The sequence below is a fragment of the Streptomyces cylindrosporus genome (genome assembly GCF_022698165.1).
GTDB lineage: Bacteria > Actinomycetota > Actinomycetes > Streptomycetales > Streptomycetaceae > Streptomyces > Streptomyces cylindrosporus.
This window is the reverse complement of the sequence record NZ_JALDAY010000015.1, coordinates 149,462-163,891: the sequence shown is the minus strand read 5'-3', so window position 1 is coordinate 163,891 and position 14,430 is coordinate 149,462. Positions and strand designations below refer to the sequence as shown.

Below are 14,430 nucleotides of genomic sequence, written 5' to 3'. Positions count from 1 at the left end.
GTCGTACTTTCTCGCCGAACTTCCTGGGTTCCCGTCCCCTTCACACCTGGGCTTCAGGCGCTCCAGACGTCCGGTTCTCCGTCAGCAGGTACAGCCGCGGCCCCTCGTAGCGCGCGGGCTGCCCGGTGTCGCCGTCGTCGCACGCGTCGTTGATGCACCAGGCGCGCGGCCGGTCGTCGTCCGCCCGGCCGTACACGGTGCGCTCCCCGCAGGCCAGGCAGAGAGCGTGCCGGAAGTGCACGCTGGGCCCGCGCAGCCCGAGAACGGTGAGCACCGTCCCGTGCCAGCGACCTACCGTCCGGATCACCTCGGGCACACGGCCAGCGGCCTCGGCTCCGGGCGGGATCGCCTTGAGCGCCCGGTACCAGGCCTGTGTGCGCGCCGAGCCGCGCAGCCGCATGTCCAAGTCGATGGCTTCGATCTTGATGCGCTGCGACCACGACGCGGCGTCCAGGGGCATCGGGGGCCGGGAGCCGGGCGGAGCGTGTCCGCCGTCGCTCGGCTGCCGGGAGCGCAGGCCGAGGGTGTCGAGGCGGTGGATGAGGCCGGGGCCGCCGTCGCCCGGGTGCTCCTTGTCGCCGGTATAGCGGTCGACGAGGTCGGCGACCAGCTCGTCAAGCGTCTGCATCGGTGGTCTCCTTGGCTTTCCTGACCTGGCTGCGCTTGGTGGCAACTGCCGTGTACGAACGGCCGAGTTGGACGGCGATCTCGCTGTTCGTCAGCGCATCGCTGAGCAACAGACGCGTCTCCTGCGGGGTCCACCGGGTGTACCGATTCGGCGCCTCGGTGCCGGGGTGTTTCGCTGCGAACCGCTGGACGGCCCCGCGGCCGGCCGCAGTGTTGGCCTTTGTGCAGACGGGGCATCGGCAGCCCCAGTTCTTGTAGCCGCTGGCCCCGTGCTCGAAGTCGGCGTCAGCGGCTTTCGCGACGCGACGTTCGTGTCCCTGCTGGCATTTCGCGGTGTTCGCGGCCCGGCACCCCTGGCACCGGCACCCCCGCCGGTAGGCGGAGATGCCGGGCTGCGCGCACGGGGCCGGGTTGTCCTCAGACGCCGTCATGGGTGGACCGTCGGACTTCAAGCAGATGAAAGATCCAGTGCCCGTCGTCCGAGAGCACGGCCCGGTATCGGCCTGGAGGATCCAGCGGCCCGGACATGTGGGAACAGTGGCTGTGCAGGCCGCACCGCATCAGCTCGTCGTCCAGGCGCTCGCGGAGGGGGTGCCGGATGGTGAAGCCTGCCGTGTCGAACTGGACGACGTGCTCGGTCTCACGGTCGGCCAGGAGGTCGCGGACGGCGTACGGCCTGGGGCAGTTCGTCGCCTGGCACAGGATCGCCCCGTCGGTGCCGCGGCACTCCAGAGTCCGGCCGCAGCCCATCGGGCAGTAGCCGGGCACGCGCAAGTTGTCGGGCATGATCAGAGGTCCTCCCCTACGTTCCAGCGCACGTTCCGGATGCCGTGCGCGAGGACCTCCATGCCGAAACGATCCGGGGGTAGCTGCACCCGGGCGCGCGGGTATGTACGGAAGCGCTCCAGGTCGAAGGTGCAGACGGCGTCGGTGCCGCGGCCGTCCGGGTCGGGCTCGTAGCGGACCGGCCAGCGGGCGACCAAGCGGCGCGCATACCAGCGTTGGGCGTGACGTTTTTTCCATATCTGCCAGGTGGAGGCCGGCACCTCGTACGTGACCCTGGTCCGCTGGGTGAGCTGCTGGGGTGGAAGGTCGTCGGCCAGGATCTTCGTGCGCAGTTGGAAGAGGTACTGGCCGAATATCTCGCGCTGCACCGAGACGTCGAGGTCGAGCATGAGTTCCTCGCCGACCAGGAATTGCTGTGCGTACCGCTTGAAGACGAGTACGACACGGTCCTCGTTGAGCAACGTGCTTAGGCCTTTCCGTGGGTGAGGATCCGTTCCGCAGCCGACCATGTGGCGCACGGCCACGCGACGATGGAGCCGTGGACGGAGCAGGCCGCACACAGGGCCCCGGGTTTCGTGGGGTCGGCGTGCGGCTGCGGCCGGTGGCCATCGCGGAGCACCGTGAGCTCGCCGCGTATGCGGGTGACCTCGGAGCAGGCGGCGGAGCCGGCCGTGAGGGCACCTCGCAGGCTCTCCATGAACGCTCGCCCATCTGCCGCGCTCGGGAGGGTTCCGGGCTCCCGGAACGTCAGCTTGACGAGCCTCAAGGTGGCTTCGCCGATGGCGTTCGAGGCGGTGTCCAGGTCGAAGGATTGCGGGTCCGTGGCGGGGAAAGGCAGTTCAGGCATCGGTGGCCTCCGTCTGCTGGTCGTCGTCGAGTTCGAAGCCGTGCCAGCTCGCGCCGGTGAGTCGCTCGACCACCTCGGCGACGACGATTTCGACCACGCGGGCGCCGACGGCGGCCGGGTCTGCGTCGGTGACGAAGTCGAGGCTGACGTTTACGTGCCTCTCAGTGCTCATGGGACTGCTCCGTTCCTTCGGCTGCCTCGGCGGCCAGCCGGGCGCGGATGCGCTGCTGGACGTCGGTGGGCAGGGTGTTAAGGATTTCCTCGGCGTCCGGGTCGCGGGGGTAGTCGAACTCCGGCATCGCGACGGCGCGCGGTTCGACGCTTCCGGGTTCGATGGCGAGGTCGCGGTGTCCCCAGTCCGGCGCGCCGCCGTGGGTGACCTTGTCCCAGCCGGAGCCGTCCTCGTCGTCGAGGTAGAAGGTGTGGTCGCCGTACTCGACCTCGACCGCTTTGCGGCGGGTGCCGACGAACTCCCGGGCCCAATAGGCGGGGAAGAATCCGTTGTCAGCGACGGTGACAGTGACTTGCGTGGCCGTGCACGGCTCGCCGTTCCACTGGGTGTTGGTCATGATCGGTCCTTGTTTCGTCGTGCACGCCAGACGCGGCAGCACCAGCCGCACACGTCGCCGGCGTCGGGGTACAGGGCGCCGCTGCCCTGCTGTGGGTCGGCTCCGCGGAGGGAGCGGAGCAGGTGCGGGCAGTTCGGGTAGATGTGGTCGGTGGGGCCGAGGGGCGCCATGTACCAGGGCTCGACGCCGTTCTCGGGCCCGTACCGGTCGCGAAGGTCGGCGTCCGCCAGGGCGAGCGCCGTCTCCACGACGGTCGGGTGCTCGACGATCACGTCGCCGGGGTGCGCGCTCACCGGTGCGACTCCCCCGGCTCCCGGCCGCGGCAGGTCACCTGCTCCGGGTTCGAGGTCACCCGGTTCGTGGTCGGGACCTCTCGACGCGTACGCCCGCAACAAGGCATCGGAGCGTCCTCGTTGGAGACCCACGCGTGCACCGCGTACACGGCAGCGTCCAGCGCGTCAGCGGCGCGCCCGACCACGTCGTAGCCGAGGTACGTGGTCAGCCGACCGAGGACGTTCCTGGCGCGTCGAGGGTCGGCCATGGCCCCCGACTGGGCCATGGCGGCGATTTCGACGAGCTCCTGGAAGAGCATGGTGGGCACGAGCAGGTCGCCGGGCCACTCGACGCGTGCACCGTGGTAGCTCTTCAGCAGGTCTTCCAGCGACAGCGCGGCCGTCCCGAGCCCGTACTGAGGGTCGTCGGCGACGATGACCTCCCCGTCGGGGAGCTCGGCGCCGTGGATGATCCGGCCGTTGTGGTGCAGGCGGAAACCGCGAGTGAAGGTCGGTCTCACAGTGCTTCCTGCTCGTACACGGAGTCGATGGGCGAGCCACATACGGGGCAGGCCTCGAAATCGAGGCAGACGACGCAGTCGATAGGCACGTCTTCGGTGACGTAAGGCTCACCGCTTACGTCGGTACCGCAGAGGGCGATGTCCTCCTTGCAGCAGACGAGGTGCGTGATGCCGTCATCGACGGTGTCTGTCGATATGGGTTCGGGCGCGAGCATGGTCACGGCCGGGTCACCTCCAGGCGCCGACGCCCACTGCGGTCCTGCTGGGTGGCGACCACGTGATACCCGGCGGCGCGGAGCTCCGTGGTGATGGCTTCGAGCTGTTCGGCCTCGCCGGGACCGTCGTAGAAGACGAACACGTAGCGGGTGCCGCCCTGGGCAACGCGGAACCCGGGGTCCCACTCCCCTCCCTCGAACTCGGAGAACTTGTGGCCCTGGTCGATGAGGAGCCGCTCGACCGACGCAGCCTTGATACGGCGTGCCACGATCAGGCCTCCATCTCGTGCGGGCAGCCGCAACAGCCGCCGGGCTTCGCGCAGTTGACGGGCACGCCGTCGAGGGCTGCGCGCCACCGGTTGAAGTTGCTGGGATGGATGCCGTAGGAGGCCTCGTGCACGATGACGGTGCCGCTGAGCCCGGTCTTCACTTCGTGGAAGGCGGCGAGGGCTTCTCGGAGTGCCTGAGCTAGTGCATCGCGCTGCCGCTGTGCTGGCTCGGCGCGGTCGACGCCCCCCTCGTCCGACGAGGATGCGACGTGATGCTTGTAGTCGTACATGCCGCAGCGGGCGCACAGGCCGGTCTCGGCGGCTGTGGCGGGCGTCCGGTAAGCCTCGCAGGTGGGAGGCTCCGTCGGTGCCGAACTGCCGTTCTCGTGGCTGGCGATGGCCACGTCCGGATGGTGCTCGCGCACGTGATCGTCCAACAGCGTGCGCGGAATGAGCGGGCAGCTCTCGCAGTACGGGCACGGATCCCGTACCTCGATGCCTGTCAACAGGCCCTGGTTCGTCGGCTGCTGGTCATCGACGACGGGGTAGGCGGCCACCGTGTCGGACCAGTGGAAGCCATGCTCGTCGATGTGGTCGCCGTGGTGTTGGGCCGCTCGGATGCACTGACGCGCGGGGCCGAAGTTGGCCTTGTAGTACTGGGCGGAACACTCGGCCGCGACCGGCATTTCGTCCACCCTGTGCAGCTGGCTGGCCTGGCCGTTCGGCTCGGGGTGGACAACTCCCCGCTCTTGGGCGCCGGAGTCGTCCAGTACGTCGAGCAGCTCGGCGCCGGCGGCCCGGACGAGGAACATCGCTGAGCCGTGGGCGCGCTGCCATGTGCGGGCCAGTCCGTACGCGCGGCCGTTGGGGCGCAGGGCCGAGTCGCGCTGCTCCTGGAGCTGGCCGACGATGGGCATGACCGCATCGACGATGTCCGAGCGGGCCTTCTTCGCCAGCTGGTGTGTCTCCGCACCCTTCTTCCACGCCTCGGCGACGGCCTGAGTGAGCCAGTGGTGCAGGTACACCCGTTCGCTCTCGGTGCCGAGCAGGGCCACCGGGACGTCGTACGCCTCGGCGACGTCGGCGAGGACCTTGCGGCGCTGCTCGTCGGCGCTCACTTCGTCACCGGCCCGTACTCGGCTTCGAGCGCGATGAACTTGTCGCGCATCGCGGTGTACTCCGCGACGTAGCCCGGGTTGGAGAGCTCCGTCCACGTGTCGATGTCGTCCTGGGCCTGCTTGGCGCAGCTCTTCGCAGCCGCGGTGAGGGCCTCGCGGGTGGCCCAGTTGTCGTCGGGCACAACCGGCTGGCCGCGCTGCACGCAGCCGTATACGTAGCTGAAGTGGCTGGTCAGCGTCATGTGTGCGCTGCGGTCGTAGTACGCGGCCTTGTAGAAGATGGACACGCGCTGCCGGCCGTGCTCGTCGACGATGTACGAGCCCATCGGGTGATCGGACGCCTGGCGCGTCCACCCGTCGGGCAACGTCGCCTCCATGAAGAGATGGTCGCCCGGCGTGGGTTCGCCGAACTGGAAGCCGACGGCCTCGAAGTCCTCGCGGCTGCCTCCGCGCAGGTCGGTGGGCAGCTGTGTGGAGTTGACGAGCTGGGCCTGGCCAGCGCGCTCCTGTTCGTCGACGGCCTGGGCGACCCCGCCGGGGCCCATGCTGGCGGCGAGGAAGAGCATGCTGTCGCCCGGGTTCTGCGCGTCGTGAGTGGTGTTCCGGATCATCGGAGGGTTCCTTCGGACATGACCGGGCCAGTGCGCTGGCGCGGTAGCGGCGTGCTGAGGGTGGTCTCGGTGTCGGGGTCGAGCAACTTCGCGACGGGGAGGCGCGGGATCTGGACGGTGTCGTGGTCGATGTCCGGGGCATCAGCCGAAGCCTCAATGCGCGCCGGGTCGGATCGGGTTGCCCGGTGCCTGCCGGTACCCCTCCAGGGAAGGAGTGCGAGCGCCAGGCAGGCCATCGCCGCATTGGCGCAGATCCCGATGACGGTGAGGACGGAGACGCTGTCCCCGGTATGAACAGGGCCGATGTTCACGGGTTGGTCCTTGAGGTCTTCGATGGTGGAAAAGGTGGCCATCAGCTGCCGCTTTCGTGGGCGGCCGTGTTGGCGAAGAGGGCGTGGAAAGCCGCGCCGGCGAAGAAGGCTGCGGCCACGAGGCAGCCGAGGGTGGGAAAGCGGTGTTCCTGGTAGGCCTCGCTGGCTCCCTGAAGAAGGCAGGCGAGGGACAGCAGGGCGTAGAACCAGGAGGCCCGTGCGCCGAGCAGCAGTGCGAGCGCGGCAAGGGCGGCGACCGCGAGCACGGCGGGGCCGATGTGGTGCATCAAGGTCCTTGCGGGGATTCGTAGTTGTCGAGGTCACGAAGCAGCCTTCAGCGGTTCTTCGCCTGGTCCGTCTTCCTCGTCCCTGCGCGCGGCTGTGACCCGGTCCAGGCGGTCGCGGCGCACCTCCGCGCTCCAGCACTCGGGGTCGATGCGCTCGCCCCTCCAGAGGTGGCCCAAGAGCGCGTTGTGCGTGCCGCAGGGTTCGGTGCCGTCGAGGATGAGGGGGGCTGGGTCGTCCTTGCCGCGGGTGGCGTCGAGGTCGAGTCGCCAGCGTTCGTTGTGGGCGAGGCCGGCGGCGACGCCGTCGCGATAGGCCCTGGGGGTGCCTCGCTCCGCTGCTTTCACGTTGGCCAGGCACTCGGCCCGGACGGTGCAGCGCACGGCGCACACGAGGCGCGCCTCATGCGTCTTGGTCTTGTCGAAGAACAGGTCGGGGTCCTCGTCACGGCAGGCCATGCGCGCCATCCAGTCGAGGGGGCGCGCGGCCGTGTCGGGGGTGGATCCGGTGTAGGTCATGGCTCACTCCGCGGCCGTCTCGGCGGGAAGCAGTTCGAGGGCGCGCGCGTACTGGCTGTCGAGGTGGGCGAGCGCGGCTTCCGGGTCGGTGTCGGCGTCGGCGGCCTCGCGCAGGATCGGCATGCCGGAGTCGATGGCGGCCAGGGCCTCGTCGCGGGTCGCGGGTCGGCCCTCGCGGAACCACAAGGCGGTCGCCGGCTCGCCGATGTTGAACAGCTGGTGGCCGGCCACCATGCGCCAGGTGTTCGTCACCCACACCAGGGCGACGCCCGGATTGCGGAGGATCATCTCCCCGTCCGGCTTCACGAGGTCCGGTAGGTCGATGGGCCGCCGCTGCATGTGCGGCGTCGTCAGGAACGGGCAGGCCAAGGCCGCGTAGATGGCGCAGTCGCGGTGGGCGGGCGGCTCGGAGCTGACCCGGTTCACGGCGCACATGGGTCCGACCACGTACGCGCACTGGGTGGCGGCCGGGCCGAGCGTGAAGTTCCGGAGCGTGTGGCCGCAGAGCCAGCAGCAGCGGAAGGCGATCGCGTCGTGGAGCTTGCGGGTGTCGGCCAGGCGGAAGTCGGGCTGTCCGTTCACGTAGTCCACGAACCAGGGGATCGGCCTGCCGTGCCGGTCGCGCGGGAGCCGGGCCATGCGGGGCGGCGGGGCAAGCAGGGTGCTGGTCACTTCGCACCGCCCGCGGTGCCCTTGGCCGCCTTACTGATGGTGACCTTGCGGTCCTGGCGCCGGACGGCGTCGGCGAGGTGGTCGGACACCCTGAACCGGACGACCTGGTGCGCGGGCGACATGATCATCTCGCCGGTCCGCGGGTTGCGGCGCTTGGCGCGCTTCAGCTTGCGGGAGAAGAACGTGACGAAGTTGGTGATGGCCACGTCGTAGCCGGAGGCGTTGGCGCGGGCGATGGCGTTGAAGGTGGCCATCACCATCGGCCGTACGGCGGCCGGGGTGGTGTCGAGGTCGGCGGCCACGACCTCGATCAGCTTGGTCGTGTTCAGGCGCTCGGTGATGCGGGTGGGCTTCTTCTTCAAGATGGTTCTCCTTGATCTGCCGCCCGCCGCCCGGCCGGTGACATCCGGGCGGCGAGCGGGGCTCTTTCAGGCGGTGGCGCGCCAGGCGGAAGCGGTCTGGTCGACGAAGTCCTGGAGCTCGTCGGGGAGCGCGCTCGCGTCGTCGGCCGGGCTGGGACCGGGCAGCATCTGACGCACGGCGGTCGCGTTGGCGAGGCGGGCCCGCAGTTCCGTGTTCTCGGCACACAGCGCGTCGAAGGCCTTCAGCTGCTCTTCGAGGTCCGCGACCTGCTGCTCGGCCTTCTCCTTGCCGGTCAGCGCTTCGCGCAGCTCTTCGTAGGCGCCGTCCACCTCCGCAGCGAGGCCAATCAGCTTGCACACGAGCTCGTCGTTCTCGTTATCGCAGAAGACGATCTGCGCGCGCAGCTGGGAGCGGGGCACGACGTACCGGTGCAGGCCTCGCCCGGTGGGTGCCACGCAGTAGGCGACGGCCGCCGTGCCGGCCGAGCCGATCGCGAGGAAGACGTAGCCGATCACGGGCGGCTGCCCTTCATGAAGAGCGTGCCGAGCTTCCGCTTCGGGTCGGTGCCGAACGGCTGCGCGGGGTCGAAGCGCGGGCCCCCGGTCGCGATCGAAAGTTCCTTGTAGGCGCCCTCGTTGGCCGTCTGGAGCATGTCGAGCCGGTCCGTGAGCTTGGCGACGAGCTCGCGCAGGTCCCGGTTCTCGGCTTGGAGTTCCTTCTCCCTCGACGAGGGGACGGCGCACTCAGAGGTGTTCAGCATCAGGGCCTCCGTGTGGTGTCGGCTGCGGTGACACGGCGCTCGAAGGCGTCGAAGTCCTCGGTCAGGCCGGACTCGATGGACGCGGCGAAGTCGCGGCCCCCGCGGTCTTGCCAGTTGAGCGGTGTGAGGACGCGGTGGCCCTCGTACGGCTCGCGGGGTACGAGCTCGCCCTGGCCGTCCGGGGTGGGCACGGGGTGCGGCTCCGGGTCGGAGTCGTTCTCGTCGCGGAACTCGGTGCAGGTGTAGTCGGCGTGGACTTCCTGCTGCTCGGTCTGCGTGAGCCACTCGGCCGGGCGTCTGCCCTCCAGGGCGATCAGGATCAGCGGGCAGCCGTTCGCGGCGTCGCCCTGGCGGCCCGGCTCGTCGTGGACGCAGCGGTCGCAGTTCTTCGCCGACCAGACCTCCCACTGGGAGCTGTTCGAGAACGTTCCCTCGGGGAGCGCCTCCTTGGAGGCTTCCTCATACGTGCGCATCAGGTGTTCCGCGCCTTCCTCGCGCTGGCGGGCTGCCGTACGACGTGCTCGCGCAGGACCCCGGTGGTGACGTCGTAGTTCTGGCCGCGGCCCCAGTTCGCCTGCGGGAAGGCCTCCTTGAGGACGAGGGCCGCCTGGACGTGCAGGCCGCTCCCTCGCACGGGGGGGACCTCCTTGTCGCCGGGGCCGAGCACCATGGCCACCCAGCGGTGTCCCTCGGGCCAGGTGACGCGGGTGATGCGGACCTCGCTCACGCGGCGCCCGAACAGCGTGTAGAGCCGCTGGTGCAGCAGGGACCGTGTGGTCGCGTCCGCCTGGAATTCCTTCGCCGCGGCGCTCATGAGTCGCCGCCGGGGTGGAAGCAGGCGTGGACGTCGGCGATCAGGCGCTGATGGGCGGCGACGACCTCCGGGGACCAGCCGTGTTCCGGCGTCGGGTGGGCCTCGCGGAACGCGTGGTCGCGCAGCGCGATGAGCAGCTGCTCGCGGTCGGCCTCGCGGGCCGCGCTGCCGCCGTCGGCCGGGGTGACCGTGTCGGGGTGGTCGGCGGCCAGGTCCGCGAAGGCGCTCTCAAGGGCCGGGGCGTCCAGCGCGTGCCGGTCCATGTTGTCCAGGGGCAGCGCGTCGTGGAGCCGCTGAAAGGTGGCGGTCTGCACGCGGCGGGAGCGCTTCAACTGGAAGGTCTCCCAGCGGGCGCGCAGGCCGGTGAGCGGGTGGTGCGGGGTGGTGCGACGGCCGATGTGCAGCGTTGCGGTCATCGCCATCGCCTCCCTTCGGGTTCAGTCGGTTTCGGTGTGGTGCAGGGCCGCGCGTACGGCGGCGGCTCCGCGGTGGTAGGTCTCGGGTCCGGGCGGGCGCCGACGGTGGCGCCACGGCTCCGGCAACTCGGCGAGCAGGTCCCCGGGTTGGGCCATGGGGTCGGCGATCATCTGCGCGACGACGACCAGGGCGCGGCCGAAGGTCATGCCGGCCGTGCGGGCCTGGGCGATCGCGTCGCGCAGCTGGTCCAGGGGCCAGTCCGGTCGAGCGGCGGTGGCGAGGGCCAGGAGCTGGCCGGTGGCCGGGCGGGGCAGCTCGGAGTCGTCGTTCATCTCCGCCTCCCCATCGGGAGCGCGGAGGGCTGCGGGCGCCCCGGGGGAAGCTGGTACGGGGTGCGGATGCCCATGTCGCGCTCGCGCTGGTCGAGTTCGCGTTCGATGCGGCGCAACCGCTCCGCGGACGACCAGGTGGCGACGCAGCTGGAGCACAGGCGGCCGGTGTGCCAGATCAGGCCGGACTCGCACGCGGCCAGCCCGCAGCCGCGGCGGACGATGCCTGCGCCGAGCAGCCACCGGCCGGGGTCGCGGATCGTGTCGGTGGACGCGAAGCGGAACTCCAGTCGGCTGCGCAGCCGTTCAACCTCCTGGCCCTCGTCCAGCTGGCGGCCGATCTCCCTGGCGAGCTCCCGCACGACGTACGGCGACAGGCCGGGCAGCAGCGTCTTCACCGGTTCGAGGACTCGCCAGATCCGCGGAGCGAGACTCAGCTGAGGCCCCCCGTACGGGCGGCGAACTGCGGCGGGAAGCGGAGGGTTTTCCACAGGGCCGCCCGCTACTACCTGCTCTCGCCTACGGCGGAAGTCCAAGGCGGCAGTGGGCGGTTGATCATCGGGTGAGTCAGTCTGGTGGTGATCCACTGTTAGCGATCCCTCACCAAGATCCCCACCCGATCCCTCTCCAGAGTCCGCAGTGAGCACGGCCTGGACCGGCTCGTCGTGGACGGTGTAGATGTGGCGGCCGCGGTACCCGGCGCGCGGCTCGACGGTGATCCAGCCGAGCTGCTCCAGGTCGCGCAGGATGCGGCGCACCGAGCGCACGGCCAGGGGCTGGCCGGCCTTCTGTCCGGAGCGGTGGCGCAGCACGCGCGCCAGCTCGGCGAGCGTGGCGTGCACGCCGGTCGCGGTGGCGTACGCCAGAGCCGCGTAGCAGCGCAGCTGGCGCGGGCTGAGACTCTCGGCGGCGCGCGACGGAACCCAAGCCCCGTGCTCACGCTGCGGGTTGGTGGCGCGGACCCGGCGCACAGCCGTCCAGCCCTCGCCGCCCTGCCGGGTGCGCCGCTGGCTCGTCAGCTCCACTATGTCGTCGTCCGGCGCAGGCCTCATCAGCTGCGTCAGCGCGCGTTCGACCGTGGAGCGCGCCAGGCCGAGCAGGCCGGAGAGATAGGCGACCCCTGCCTCGCAGCCGCTGTCGCGCCGGTCGAGCGCGGCGATCTTCACGTACACGCTGACGGTCGCGTCGGCGTAGTGGCCGACGACGACGCGCAGGGGTACACGGACGCGTTGAGGCATAGGGGTCACCTCCCTTCAGGGCCTGGTCGGGTTGAGTCACGCGCGCCTCATGGGCGCGTGATGGGTGTCAGGAGTCGTCGTCTCCGAGCGCGCCGTCGAGGGCCGCCGTGAGTCCGTCGGCGACGGTCTTGATCTCGTGCATGGCCTCGGTGACGGTGATGTTCGAGGTGTGCAGGACGCGTCGGGCGTACGCCGCCCAGTGCATGAGGCCGGCCCGCAGGCGTGCGGTCTCCATGTAGGCGAGTTGGCCGCCGGTCAGGCGCAGCGTGCTCTCGTCGAGCTCCAGCTGGCCGTCGTCGTCGAGGGTTCCGCGGGCCGTGCGCTGGAGGTGCAGGAAGCGCAGGGCCTCGCGGACGTAGCCCTCCTGGGACTCGTTCGGCAGCTCCAGGGCGACGATGCGGACCTTGACGGACGCCTCCTTCTCCGAGCCCGGTGCGGGCTCGGTCCGCTCGATCGCCGCGAACTCCCCGATGAACAACCGGCGGGAGGCGGGCGTGGCGTACACGGGCCGGACGTGCGGCTCCAGGGCCTCCTGTGCCGACGCGGAGACTTTCGGGTCGAACTTCAACTGGGTCACGGCGTGGGCTCCTTGGGCTCGTTCAGGCGCCACACGCGGATGACGGCGCCGGGGTGCGAGAGGGTGTCGTCGGTGGTGAGCACGTAGCGCTTGGCGGCGACCGTGTCGGTCACGACGGAGTCGTCCAGGAGCACGCCCGCGTCCTTCAGGGCGTCCTGGGTGGAACGGAGCAGCTTGTCCGTGTCGGGCTTCCCGGTGGGGAAGCGCGGAGCGGACGGCTTCACCAGGCCAGCGTTCTTGCCCGTGCCGAAGTGGCTCTTCGGACGCCCGAGGGTGAACACGACCTCCAGCCGGACCGCTTCGCGAAGCGGCTGCCACTCTGTGTCGAGGACGAGCTTGTCGAGGGCGGCCGACTTGACTGCCTCGCGCCACGGCTTGACCTTCGCGGACGACTCGTAGAGCGCTCCGGCGGCGTTCCGGGTCTTCGATCCCTGCGGGCCCGGGGTGCCATGCACGGTGATCGTCAGGGCGAGTCGGGTCATGGCTTCTCACCGCCGTCTCCGCGCGAGCCCTTCTGGGCCTGCCACTCGGCCTCGGTGAGGTAGCCGGTGCGTCCGTAGCGGCGCTGGTCGTAGGCGTCTCGTACGGCCTGGCGGCAGCGGGGGCACAGCCGTTCCTCGCGGTGGCGGTGCTGAAGGGCACCCTTTTCTGTGCCGTGCTCGATGGCCCCGTGTTCGAGGTCCTCATCAGGCCTTTTCAGGCCGATGTCCTCGATCAGCTGGTCCAGTTCAGCGTCGGTGAGCGTCATCCCTGACCGCCCTCGGTGGCACGCCGGTCCAGTTCCGCGCCAGTCACCTGGAGGATCTCGGAGATGACCGGGCCGGGTAGGGAGTGCATCAGGGCGAGGGCACCGACCGACGCGCCGGCCGCCAGGAGCACGGTGGCCATGTCCGCTGCGGGTACGTCCACGTACTTGGTGAGGCGATCCGCAAGCCTGGAAGCGATCTCGTCCAGGCTTCGGACGCGCGGATCGTCGGCGTTCCGTCGCCGCTGCTCACGGATGACGTCGAGGGCGCCTTGGCGGCTCCACTGCTCGGTCGTCATGGTCCGGTAGCCACGCGCGCTGAGCGCTTGCGCGATGGCCTCTTCGGTCAGTCGTTCGTTCATGTCTGCTCACTGGTCTCGGCTGGCATCGGCGGCCAGCGGCAGCCGTGCGGTGGGGTGCTCGCCCGGAGCAGGTCGGGTCATCGGCGCCGGATCTGTCAGCGGCGCCTCCCCGGCCTTGGCTCCCGATCGGGGCAATCCGGACTCGTCGGGTGACGTTGACTCCGGGCGAGCGGTCTGGGACCCGTTCCGCGCAGGGAGGGTCTCCGGCGCCCAGGTAAGTCGCGGCCCCTCGCCTCCCTTCGCTCCCGATGCGGCTGAACGGAGACCGCGGGTGGGTGACGTTGACGCGGAACGGGTGGTCTGGGGCCCGCCCGGCGCAGGCAGCGTCACAGGAGCGGCACGGTGCACCTCTTCTGCCTTGGCTGCTGCCGGGGCCGCCATCCAGTCGGCGGGGGCAGTCGACTTTGACGCCGGGCGGGTGGTCTTCATGCGGGCGGCACCTCGCTGGTCGCGGCCTCGGCGGCGTCGCCCATGTAGCGGACGTAGACGCGGTGCTCCCCGATGACGGTCTTGCAGTCGGTCTCGAAGAGGCTGCCGGGCAGATAGGTCCAGGGGCTCAGCGAGTTCCGAAGGGCGTAGGCCGCCTGCCGTGCCGCCCCTGGCGACCGGTTCTGGCCTATGAGGGCCCACTCCCCGGGACGCGTGCGCAGGGCGGCGATGAAGGCGTCGCGCATCTCCGCTGACGGCAGCGGCAGGTGAGGCGCCGGGGACTCGAAGCGGATGTGGTCGGCGGCCGTCACAGTTTCACCGCCCGGATCGTGATGCCCTGCGTGGGCGCGGTGCGGGCGTGCTCGGCGATCTCGCGCATCTGCTCCGCCCAGCTCGGGGTGAAGTCCCGCGGCGTCTGGCCGTCGAGGGCCTTGAGCACGGCGCCGTGCACCATGTCGAGGGCTTCCACGGGCTGCGGCAGGGGCTCGATCTCCGACAGGCCGAGCCCGGTGTTGGCCGGGTTCCAGCCGGTGAACACGATCGGTCCGGCGTACGGCTGCACGCGGGCGCCGAAAGCGGCGAGCACGCACGATGCGGTGATGTTGCGCGGGTACCGCTTCGGGAAGAGCAGTCCGACGTCGGACGCCCAGGCGGCCACGGCGAGGCCGGGAAGGTGAACGCGCGACTTTCCCTCGGGGCCGATGAGGGCGTCCCAGTCGGGCTCGTCGGCCGCGTGTGTGAGCTGGCCGTCGGTGGCGATGATCGCGTAGCGCAT

At 70.4% G+C, this 14,430-nt stretch carries 31 protein-coding genes; all 31 read right to left on the bottom strand.

All coding sequences use genetic code 11. The features are described 5' to 3' along the window. Positions 1-40 precede the first annotated feature (40 nt). The 31 genes from MQP27_RS41140 to MQP27_RS40990 all read right to left on the bottom strand — a co-directional run bounded on the left by MQP27_RS41140 (position 41) and on the right by MQP27_RS40990 (position 14,430). On the bottom strand, positions 41-628 hold the full coding sequence (locus tag MQP27_RS41140) for a hypothetical protein (RefSeq protein ID WP_242775259.1): 588 nt from the start codon (positions 626-628) through the stop codon (positions 41-43). Continuing rightward, positions 615-1,058 carry a helix-turn-helix domain-containing protein gene (locus MQP27_RS41135; protein WP_242775257.1) on the bottom strand — a complete coding sequence of 148 codons (444 nt, stop codon included), beginning with the start codon at positions 1,056-1,058 and terminating at the stop codon, positions 615-617. The genes MQP27_RS41140 and MQP27_RS41135 overlap by 14 nt, the downstream gene beginning before the upstream one ends. Continuing rightward, on the bottom strand, positions 1,045-1,413 hold the full coding sequence (locus tag MQP27_RS41130; RefSeq protein WP_242775255.1) for a DUF6085 family protein: 369 nt from the start codon (positions 1,411-1,413) through the stop codon (positions 1,045-1,047). Before MQP27_RS41130 ends, MQP27_RS41135 begins: the two co-directional genes overlap by 14 nt. Positions 1,414-1,415: 2 nt before the next feature. Continuing rightward, on the bottom strand, positions 1,416-1,874 hold the full coding sequence (locus tag MQP27_RS41125; protein WP_242775253.1) for a hypothetical protein: 459 nt from the start codon (positions 1,872-1,874) through the stop codon (positions 1,416-1,418). A gap of 5 nt (positions 1,875-1,879) precedes the next feature. Next, a complete protein-coding gene (locus tag MQP27_RS41120; RefSeq protein WP_242775251.1) occupies positions 1,880-2,260 on the bottom strand; it encodes a hypothetical protein in 381 nt (126 codons plus the stop codon). Next, positions 2,253-2,432 carry a hypothetical protein gene (locus tag MQP27_RS41115; protein WP_242775250.1) on the bottom strand — a complete coding sequence of 60 codons (180 nt, stop codon included), beginning with the start codon at positions 2,430-2,432 and terminating at the stop codon, positions 2,253-2,255. The genes MQP27_RS41120 and MQP27_RS41115 overlap by 8 nt, the downstream gene beginning before the upstream one ends. Next, entirely contained in the window at positions 2,422-2,829 is a 408-nt protein-coding gene (locus tag MQP27_RS41110; protein WP_242775248.1) for a hypothetical protein, read from the bottom strand. The genes MQP27_RS41115 and MQP27_RS41110 overlap by 11 nt, the downstream gene beginning before the upstream one ends. Further along, positions 2,826-3,122 (bottom strand): hypothetical protein, encoded by a 297-nt coding sequence (locus MQP27_RS41105; RefSeq protein WP_242775245.1) that lies wholly within the window; start codon positions 3,120-3,122, stop codon positions 2,826-2,828. Before MQP27_RS41105 ends, MQP27_RS41110 begins: the two co-directional genes overlap by 4 nt. Continuing rightward, the gene (locus MQP27_RS41100; RefSeq protein WP_242775243.1) at positions 3,119-3,622 is read right to left on the bottom strand and encodes a hypothetical protein; all 504 of its coding nucleotides are present in this window, start codon (positions 3,620-3,622) and stop codon (positions 3,119-3,121) included. The genes MQP27_RS41105 and MQP27_RS41100 overlap by 4 nt, the downstream gene beginning before the upstream one ends. Further along, positions 3,619-3,843, bottom strand: coding sequence for a hypothetical protein (locus MQP27_RS41095; protein ID WP_242775241.1), 225 nt, complete (start codon positions 3,841-3,843; stop codon positions 3,619-3,621). The genes MQP27_RS41100 and MQP27_RS41095 overlap by 4 nt, the downstream gene beginning before the upstream one ends. After that, a complete protein-coding gene (locus tag MQP27_RS41090) occupies positions 3,840-4,106 on the bottom strand; it encodes a hypothetical protein (protein ID WP_242775239.1) in 267 nt (88 codons plus the stop codon). The genes MQP27_RS41095 and MQP27_RS41090 overlap by 4 nt, the downstream gene beginning before the upstream one ends. A gap of 2 nt (positions 4,107-4,108) precedes the next feature. Then, on the bottom strand, positions 4,109-5,224 hold the full coding sequence (locus MQP27_RS41085; protein WP_242775237.1) for a hypothetical protein: 1,116 nt from the start codon (positions 5,222-5,224) through the stop codon (positions 4,109-4,111). Further along, complete coding sequence (locus tag MQP27_RS41080; protein ID WP_242775235.1) at positions 5,221-5,835, bottom strand: hypothetical protein; 615 nt, start codon at positions 5,833-5,835, stop codon at positions 5,221-5,223. The genes MQP27_RS41085 and MQP27_RS41080 overlap by 4 nt, the downstream gene beginning before the upstream one ends. Next, entirely contained in the window at positions 5,832-6,188 is a 357-nt protein-coding gene (locus MQP27_RS41075; RefSeq protein ID WP_242775232.1) for a hypothetical protein, read from the bottom strand. Before MQP27_RS41075 ends, MQP27_RS41080 begins: the two co-directional genes overlap by 4 nt. Next, on the bottom strand, positions 6,188-6,433 hold the full coding sequence (locus MQP27_RS41070) for a hypothetical protein (RefSeq protein ID WP_242775229.1): 246 nt from the start codon (positions 6,431-6,433) through the stop codon (positions 6,188-6,190). The genes MQP27_RS41075 and MQP27_RS41070 overlap by 1 nt, the downstream gene beginning before the upstream one ends. Positions 6,434-6,466: 33 nt before the next feature. After that, positions 6,467-6,949, bottom strand: a complete 483-nt coding sequence (locus MQP27_RS41065; RefSeq protein ID WP_242775227.1) for a WhiB family transcriptional regulator — start codon at positions 6,947-6,949, stop codon at positions 6,467-6,469. Between the two features lie 3 nt (positions 6,950-6,952). Further along, the gene (locus tag MQP27_RS41060; protein WP_242775225.1) at positions 6,953-7,621 is read right to left on the bottom strand and encodes a hypothetical protein; all 669 of its coding nucleotides are present in this window, start codon (positions 7,619-7,621) and stop codon (positions 6,953-6,955) included. After that, on the bottom strand, positions 7,618-7,983 hold the full coding sequence (locus MQP27_RS41055) for an HU family DNA-binding protein (protein ID WP_242775223.1): 366 nt from the start codon (positions 7,981-7,983) through the stop codon (positions 7,618-7,620). The genes MQP27_RS41060 and MQP27_RS41055 overlap by 4 nt, the downstream gene beginning before the upstream one ends. Positions 7,984-8,049: 66 nt before the next feature. Beyond that, on the bottom strand, positions 8,050-8,499 hold the full coding sequence (locus MQP27_RS41050) for a hypothetical protein (RefSeq protein WP_242775221.1): 450 nt from the start codon (positions 8,497-8,499) through the stop codon (positions 8,050-8,052). Then, positions 8,496-8,744, bottom strand: coding sequence for a hypothetical protein (locus MQP27_RS41045; RefSeq protein ID WP_242775219.1), 249 nt, complete (start codon positions 8,742-8,744; stop codon positions 8,496-8,498). Before MQP27_RS41045 ends, MQP27_RS41050 begins: the two co-directional genes overlap by 4 nt. Beyond that, the gene (locus MQP27_RS41040; RefSeq protein ID WP_242775217.1) at positions 8,744-9,217 is read right to left on the bottom strand and encodes a hypothetical protein; all 474 of its coding nucleotides are present in this window, start codon (positions 9,215-9,217) and stop codon (positions 8,744-8,746) included. The genes MQP27_RS41045 and MQP27_RS41040 overlap by 1 nt, the downstream gene beginning before the upstream one ends. Then, positions 9,217-9,558, bottom strand: coding sequence for a hypothetical protein (locus MQP27_RS41035; RefSeq protein WP_242775214.1), 342 nt, complete (start codon positions 9,556-9,558; stop codon positions 9,217-9,219). The genes MQP27_RS41040 and MQP27_RS41035 overlap by 1 nt, the downstream gene beginning before the upstream one ends. Continuing rightward, entirely contained in the window at positions 9,555-9,974 is a 420-nt protein-coding gene (locus MQP27_RS41030) for a hypothetical protein (protein ID WP_242775211.1), read from the bottom strand. The genes MQP27_RS41035 and MQP27_RS41030 overlap by 4 nt, the downstream gene beginning before the upstream one ends. Positions 9,975-9,995: 21 nt before the next feature. Then, positions 9,996-10,307, bottom strand: a complete 312-nt coding sequence (locus MQP27_RS41025) for a hypothetical protein (protein WP_242775208.1) — start codon at positions 10,305-10,307, stop codon at positions 9,996-9,998. Continuing rightward, the gene (locus MQP27_RS41020) at positions 10,304-11,542 is read right to left on the bottom strand and encodes a hypothetical protein (RefSeq protein ID WP_242775205.1); all 1,239 of its coding nucleotides are present in this window, start codon (positions 11,540-11,542) and stop codon (positions 10,304-10,306) included. The genes MQP27_RS41025 and MQP27_RS41020 overlap by 4 nt, the downstream gene beginning before the upstream one ends. A 67-nt stretch (positions 11,543-11,609) precedes the next feature. Then, a complete protein-coding gene (locus MQP27_RS41015) occupies positions 11,610-12,119 on the bottom strand; it encodes a hypothetical protein (protein ID WP_242775202.1) in 510 nt (169 codons plus the stop codon). Then, complete coding sequence (locus MQP27_RS41010; protein WP_242775200.1) at positions 12,116-12,601, bottom strand: RusA family crossover junction endodeoxyribonuclease; 486 nt, start codon at positions 12,599-12,601, stop codon at positions 12,116-12,118. The genes MQP27_RS41015 and MQP27_RS41010 overlap by 4 nt, the downstream gene beginning before the upstream one ends. Continuing rightward, positions 12,598-12,867, bottom strand: coding sequence for a hypothetical protein (locus MQP27_RS41005; protein ID WP_242775198.1), 270 nt, complete (start codon positions 12,865-12,867; stop codon positions 12,598-12,600). The genes MQP27_RS41010 and MQP27_RS41005 overlap by 4 nt, the downstream gene beginning before the upstream one ends. Beyond that, positions 12,864-13,226 carry a hypothetical protein gene (locus MQP27_RS41000; RefSeq protein WP_242775196.1) on the bottom strand — a complete coding sequence of 121 codons (363 nt, stop codon included), beginning with the start codon at positions 13,224-13,226 and terminating at the stop codon, positions 12,864-12,866. The genes MQP27_RS41005 and MQP27_RS41000 overlap by 4 nt, the downstream gene beginning before the upstream one ends. A 425-nt stretch (positions 13,227-13,651) precedes the next feature. Beyond that, a complete protein-coding gene (locus MQP27_RS40995; RefSeq protein WP_242775194.1) occupies positions 13,652-13,966 on the bottom strand; it encodes a hypothetical protein in 315 nt (104 codons plus the stop codon). Further along, positions 13,963-14,430, bottom strand: coding sequence for a hypothetical protein (locus tag MQP27_RS40990; RefSeq protein ID WP_242775191.1), 468 nt, complete (start codon positions 14,428-14,430; stop codon positions 13,963-13,965). Before MQP27_RS40990 ends, MQP27_RS40995 begins: the two co-directional genes overlap by 4 nt.

Excerpts from the sequence above, each read along its gene's own strand:
- MQP27_RS41140 (WP_242775259.1), bottom strand. The coding sequence starts at position 628 with ATGCAGACGCTTGACGAGCTGGTCGCCGACCTCGTCGACCGCTATACC.
- MQP27_RS41135 (WP_242775257.1), bottom strand. The coding sequence starts at position 1,058 with ATGACGGCGTCTGAGGACAACCCGGCCCCGTGCGCGCAGCCCGGCATC.
- MQP27_RS41130 (WP_242775255.1), bottom strand. The coding sequence starts at position 1,413 with ATGCCCGACAACTTGCGCGTGCCCGGCTACTGCCCGATGGGCTGCGGC.
- MQP27_RS41120 (WP_242775251.1), bottom strand. The coding sequence starts at position 2,260 with ATGCCTGAACTGCCTTTCCCCGCCACGGACCCGCAATCCTTCGACCTG.
- MQP27_RS41115 (WP_242775250.1), bottom strand. The coding sequence starts at position 2,432 with ATGAGCACTGAGAGGCACGTAAACGTCAGCCTCGACTTCGTCACCGAC.
- MQP27_RS41110 (WP_242775248.1), bottom strand. The coding sequence starts at position 2,829 with ATGACCAACACCCAGTGGAACGGCGAGCCGTGCACGGCCACGCAAGTC.
- MQP27_RS41080 (WP_242775235.1), bottom strand. The coding sequence starts at position 5,835 with ATGATCCGGAACACCACTCACGACGCGCAGAACCCGGGCGACAGCATG.
- MQP27_RS41075 (WP_242775232.1), bottom strand. The coding sequence starts at position 6,188 with ATGGCCACCTTTTCCACCATCGAAGACCTCAAGGACCAACCCGTGAAC.
- MQP27_RS41070 (WP_242775229.1), bottom strand. The coding sequence starts at position 6,433 with ATGCACCACATCGGCCCCGCCGTGCTCGCGGTCGCCGCCCTTGCCGCG.
- MQP27_RS41065 (WP_242775227.1), bottom strand. The coding sequence starts at position 6,949 with ATGACCTACACCGGATCCACCCCCGACACGGCCGCGCGCCCCCTCGAC.
- MQP27_RS41045 (WP_242775219.1), bottom strand. The coding sequence starts at position 8,744 with ATGCTGAACACCTCTGAGTGCGCCGTCCCCTCGTCGAGGGAGAAGGAA.
- MQP27_RS41040 (WP_242775217.1), bottom strand. The coding sequence starts at position 9,217 with ATGCGCACGTATGAGGAAGCCTCCAAGGAGGCGCTCCCCGAGGGAACG.
- MQP27_RS41035 (WP_242775214.1), bottom strand. The coding sequence starts at position 9,558 with ATGAGCGCCGCGGCGAAGGAATTCCAGGCGGACGCGACCACACGGTCC.
- MQP27_RS41030 (WP_242775211.1), bottom strand. The coding sequence starts at position 9,974 with ATGACCGCAACGCTGCACATCGGCCGTCGCACCACCCCGCACCACCCG.
- MQP27_RS41025 (WP_242775208.1), bottom strand. The coding sequence starts at position 10,307 with ATGAACGACGACTCCGAGCTGCCCCGCCCGGCCACCGGCCAGCTCCTG.
- MQP27_RS41020 (WP_242775205.1), bottom strand. The coding sequence starts at position 11,542 with ATGCCTCAACGCGTCCGTGTACCCCTGCGCGTCGTCGTCGGCCACTAC.
- MQP27_RS41010 (WP_242775200.1), bottom strand. The coding sequence starts at position 12,601 with ATGACCCGACTCGCCCTGACGATCACCGTGCATGGCACCCCGGGCCCG.
- MQP27_RS41005 (WP_242775198.1), bottom strand. The coding sequence starts at position 12,867 with ATGACGCTCACCGACGCTGAACTGGACCAGCTGATCGAGGACATCGGC.
- MQP27_RS41000 (WP_242775196.1), bottom strand. The coding sequence starts at position 13,226 with ATGAACGAACGACTGACCGAAGAGGCCATCGCGCAAGCGCTCAGCGCG.
- MQP27_RS40990 (WP_242775191.1), bottom strand. The coding sequence starts at position 14,430 with ATGCGCTACGCGATCATCGCCACCGACGGCCAGCTCACACACGCGGCC.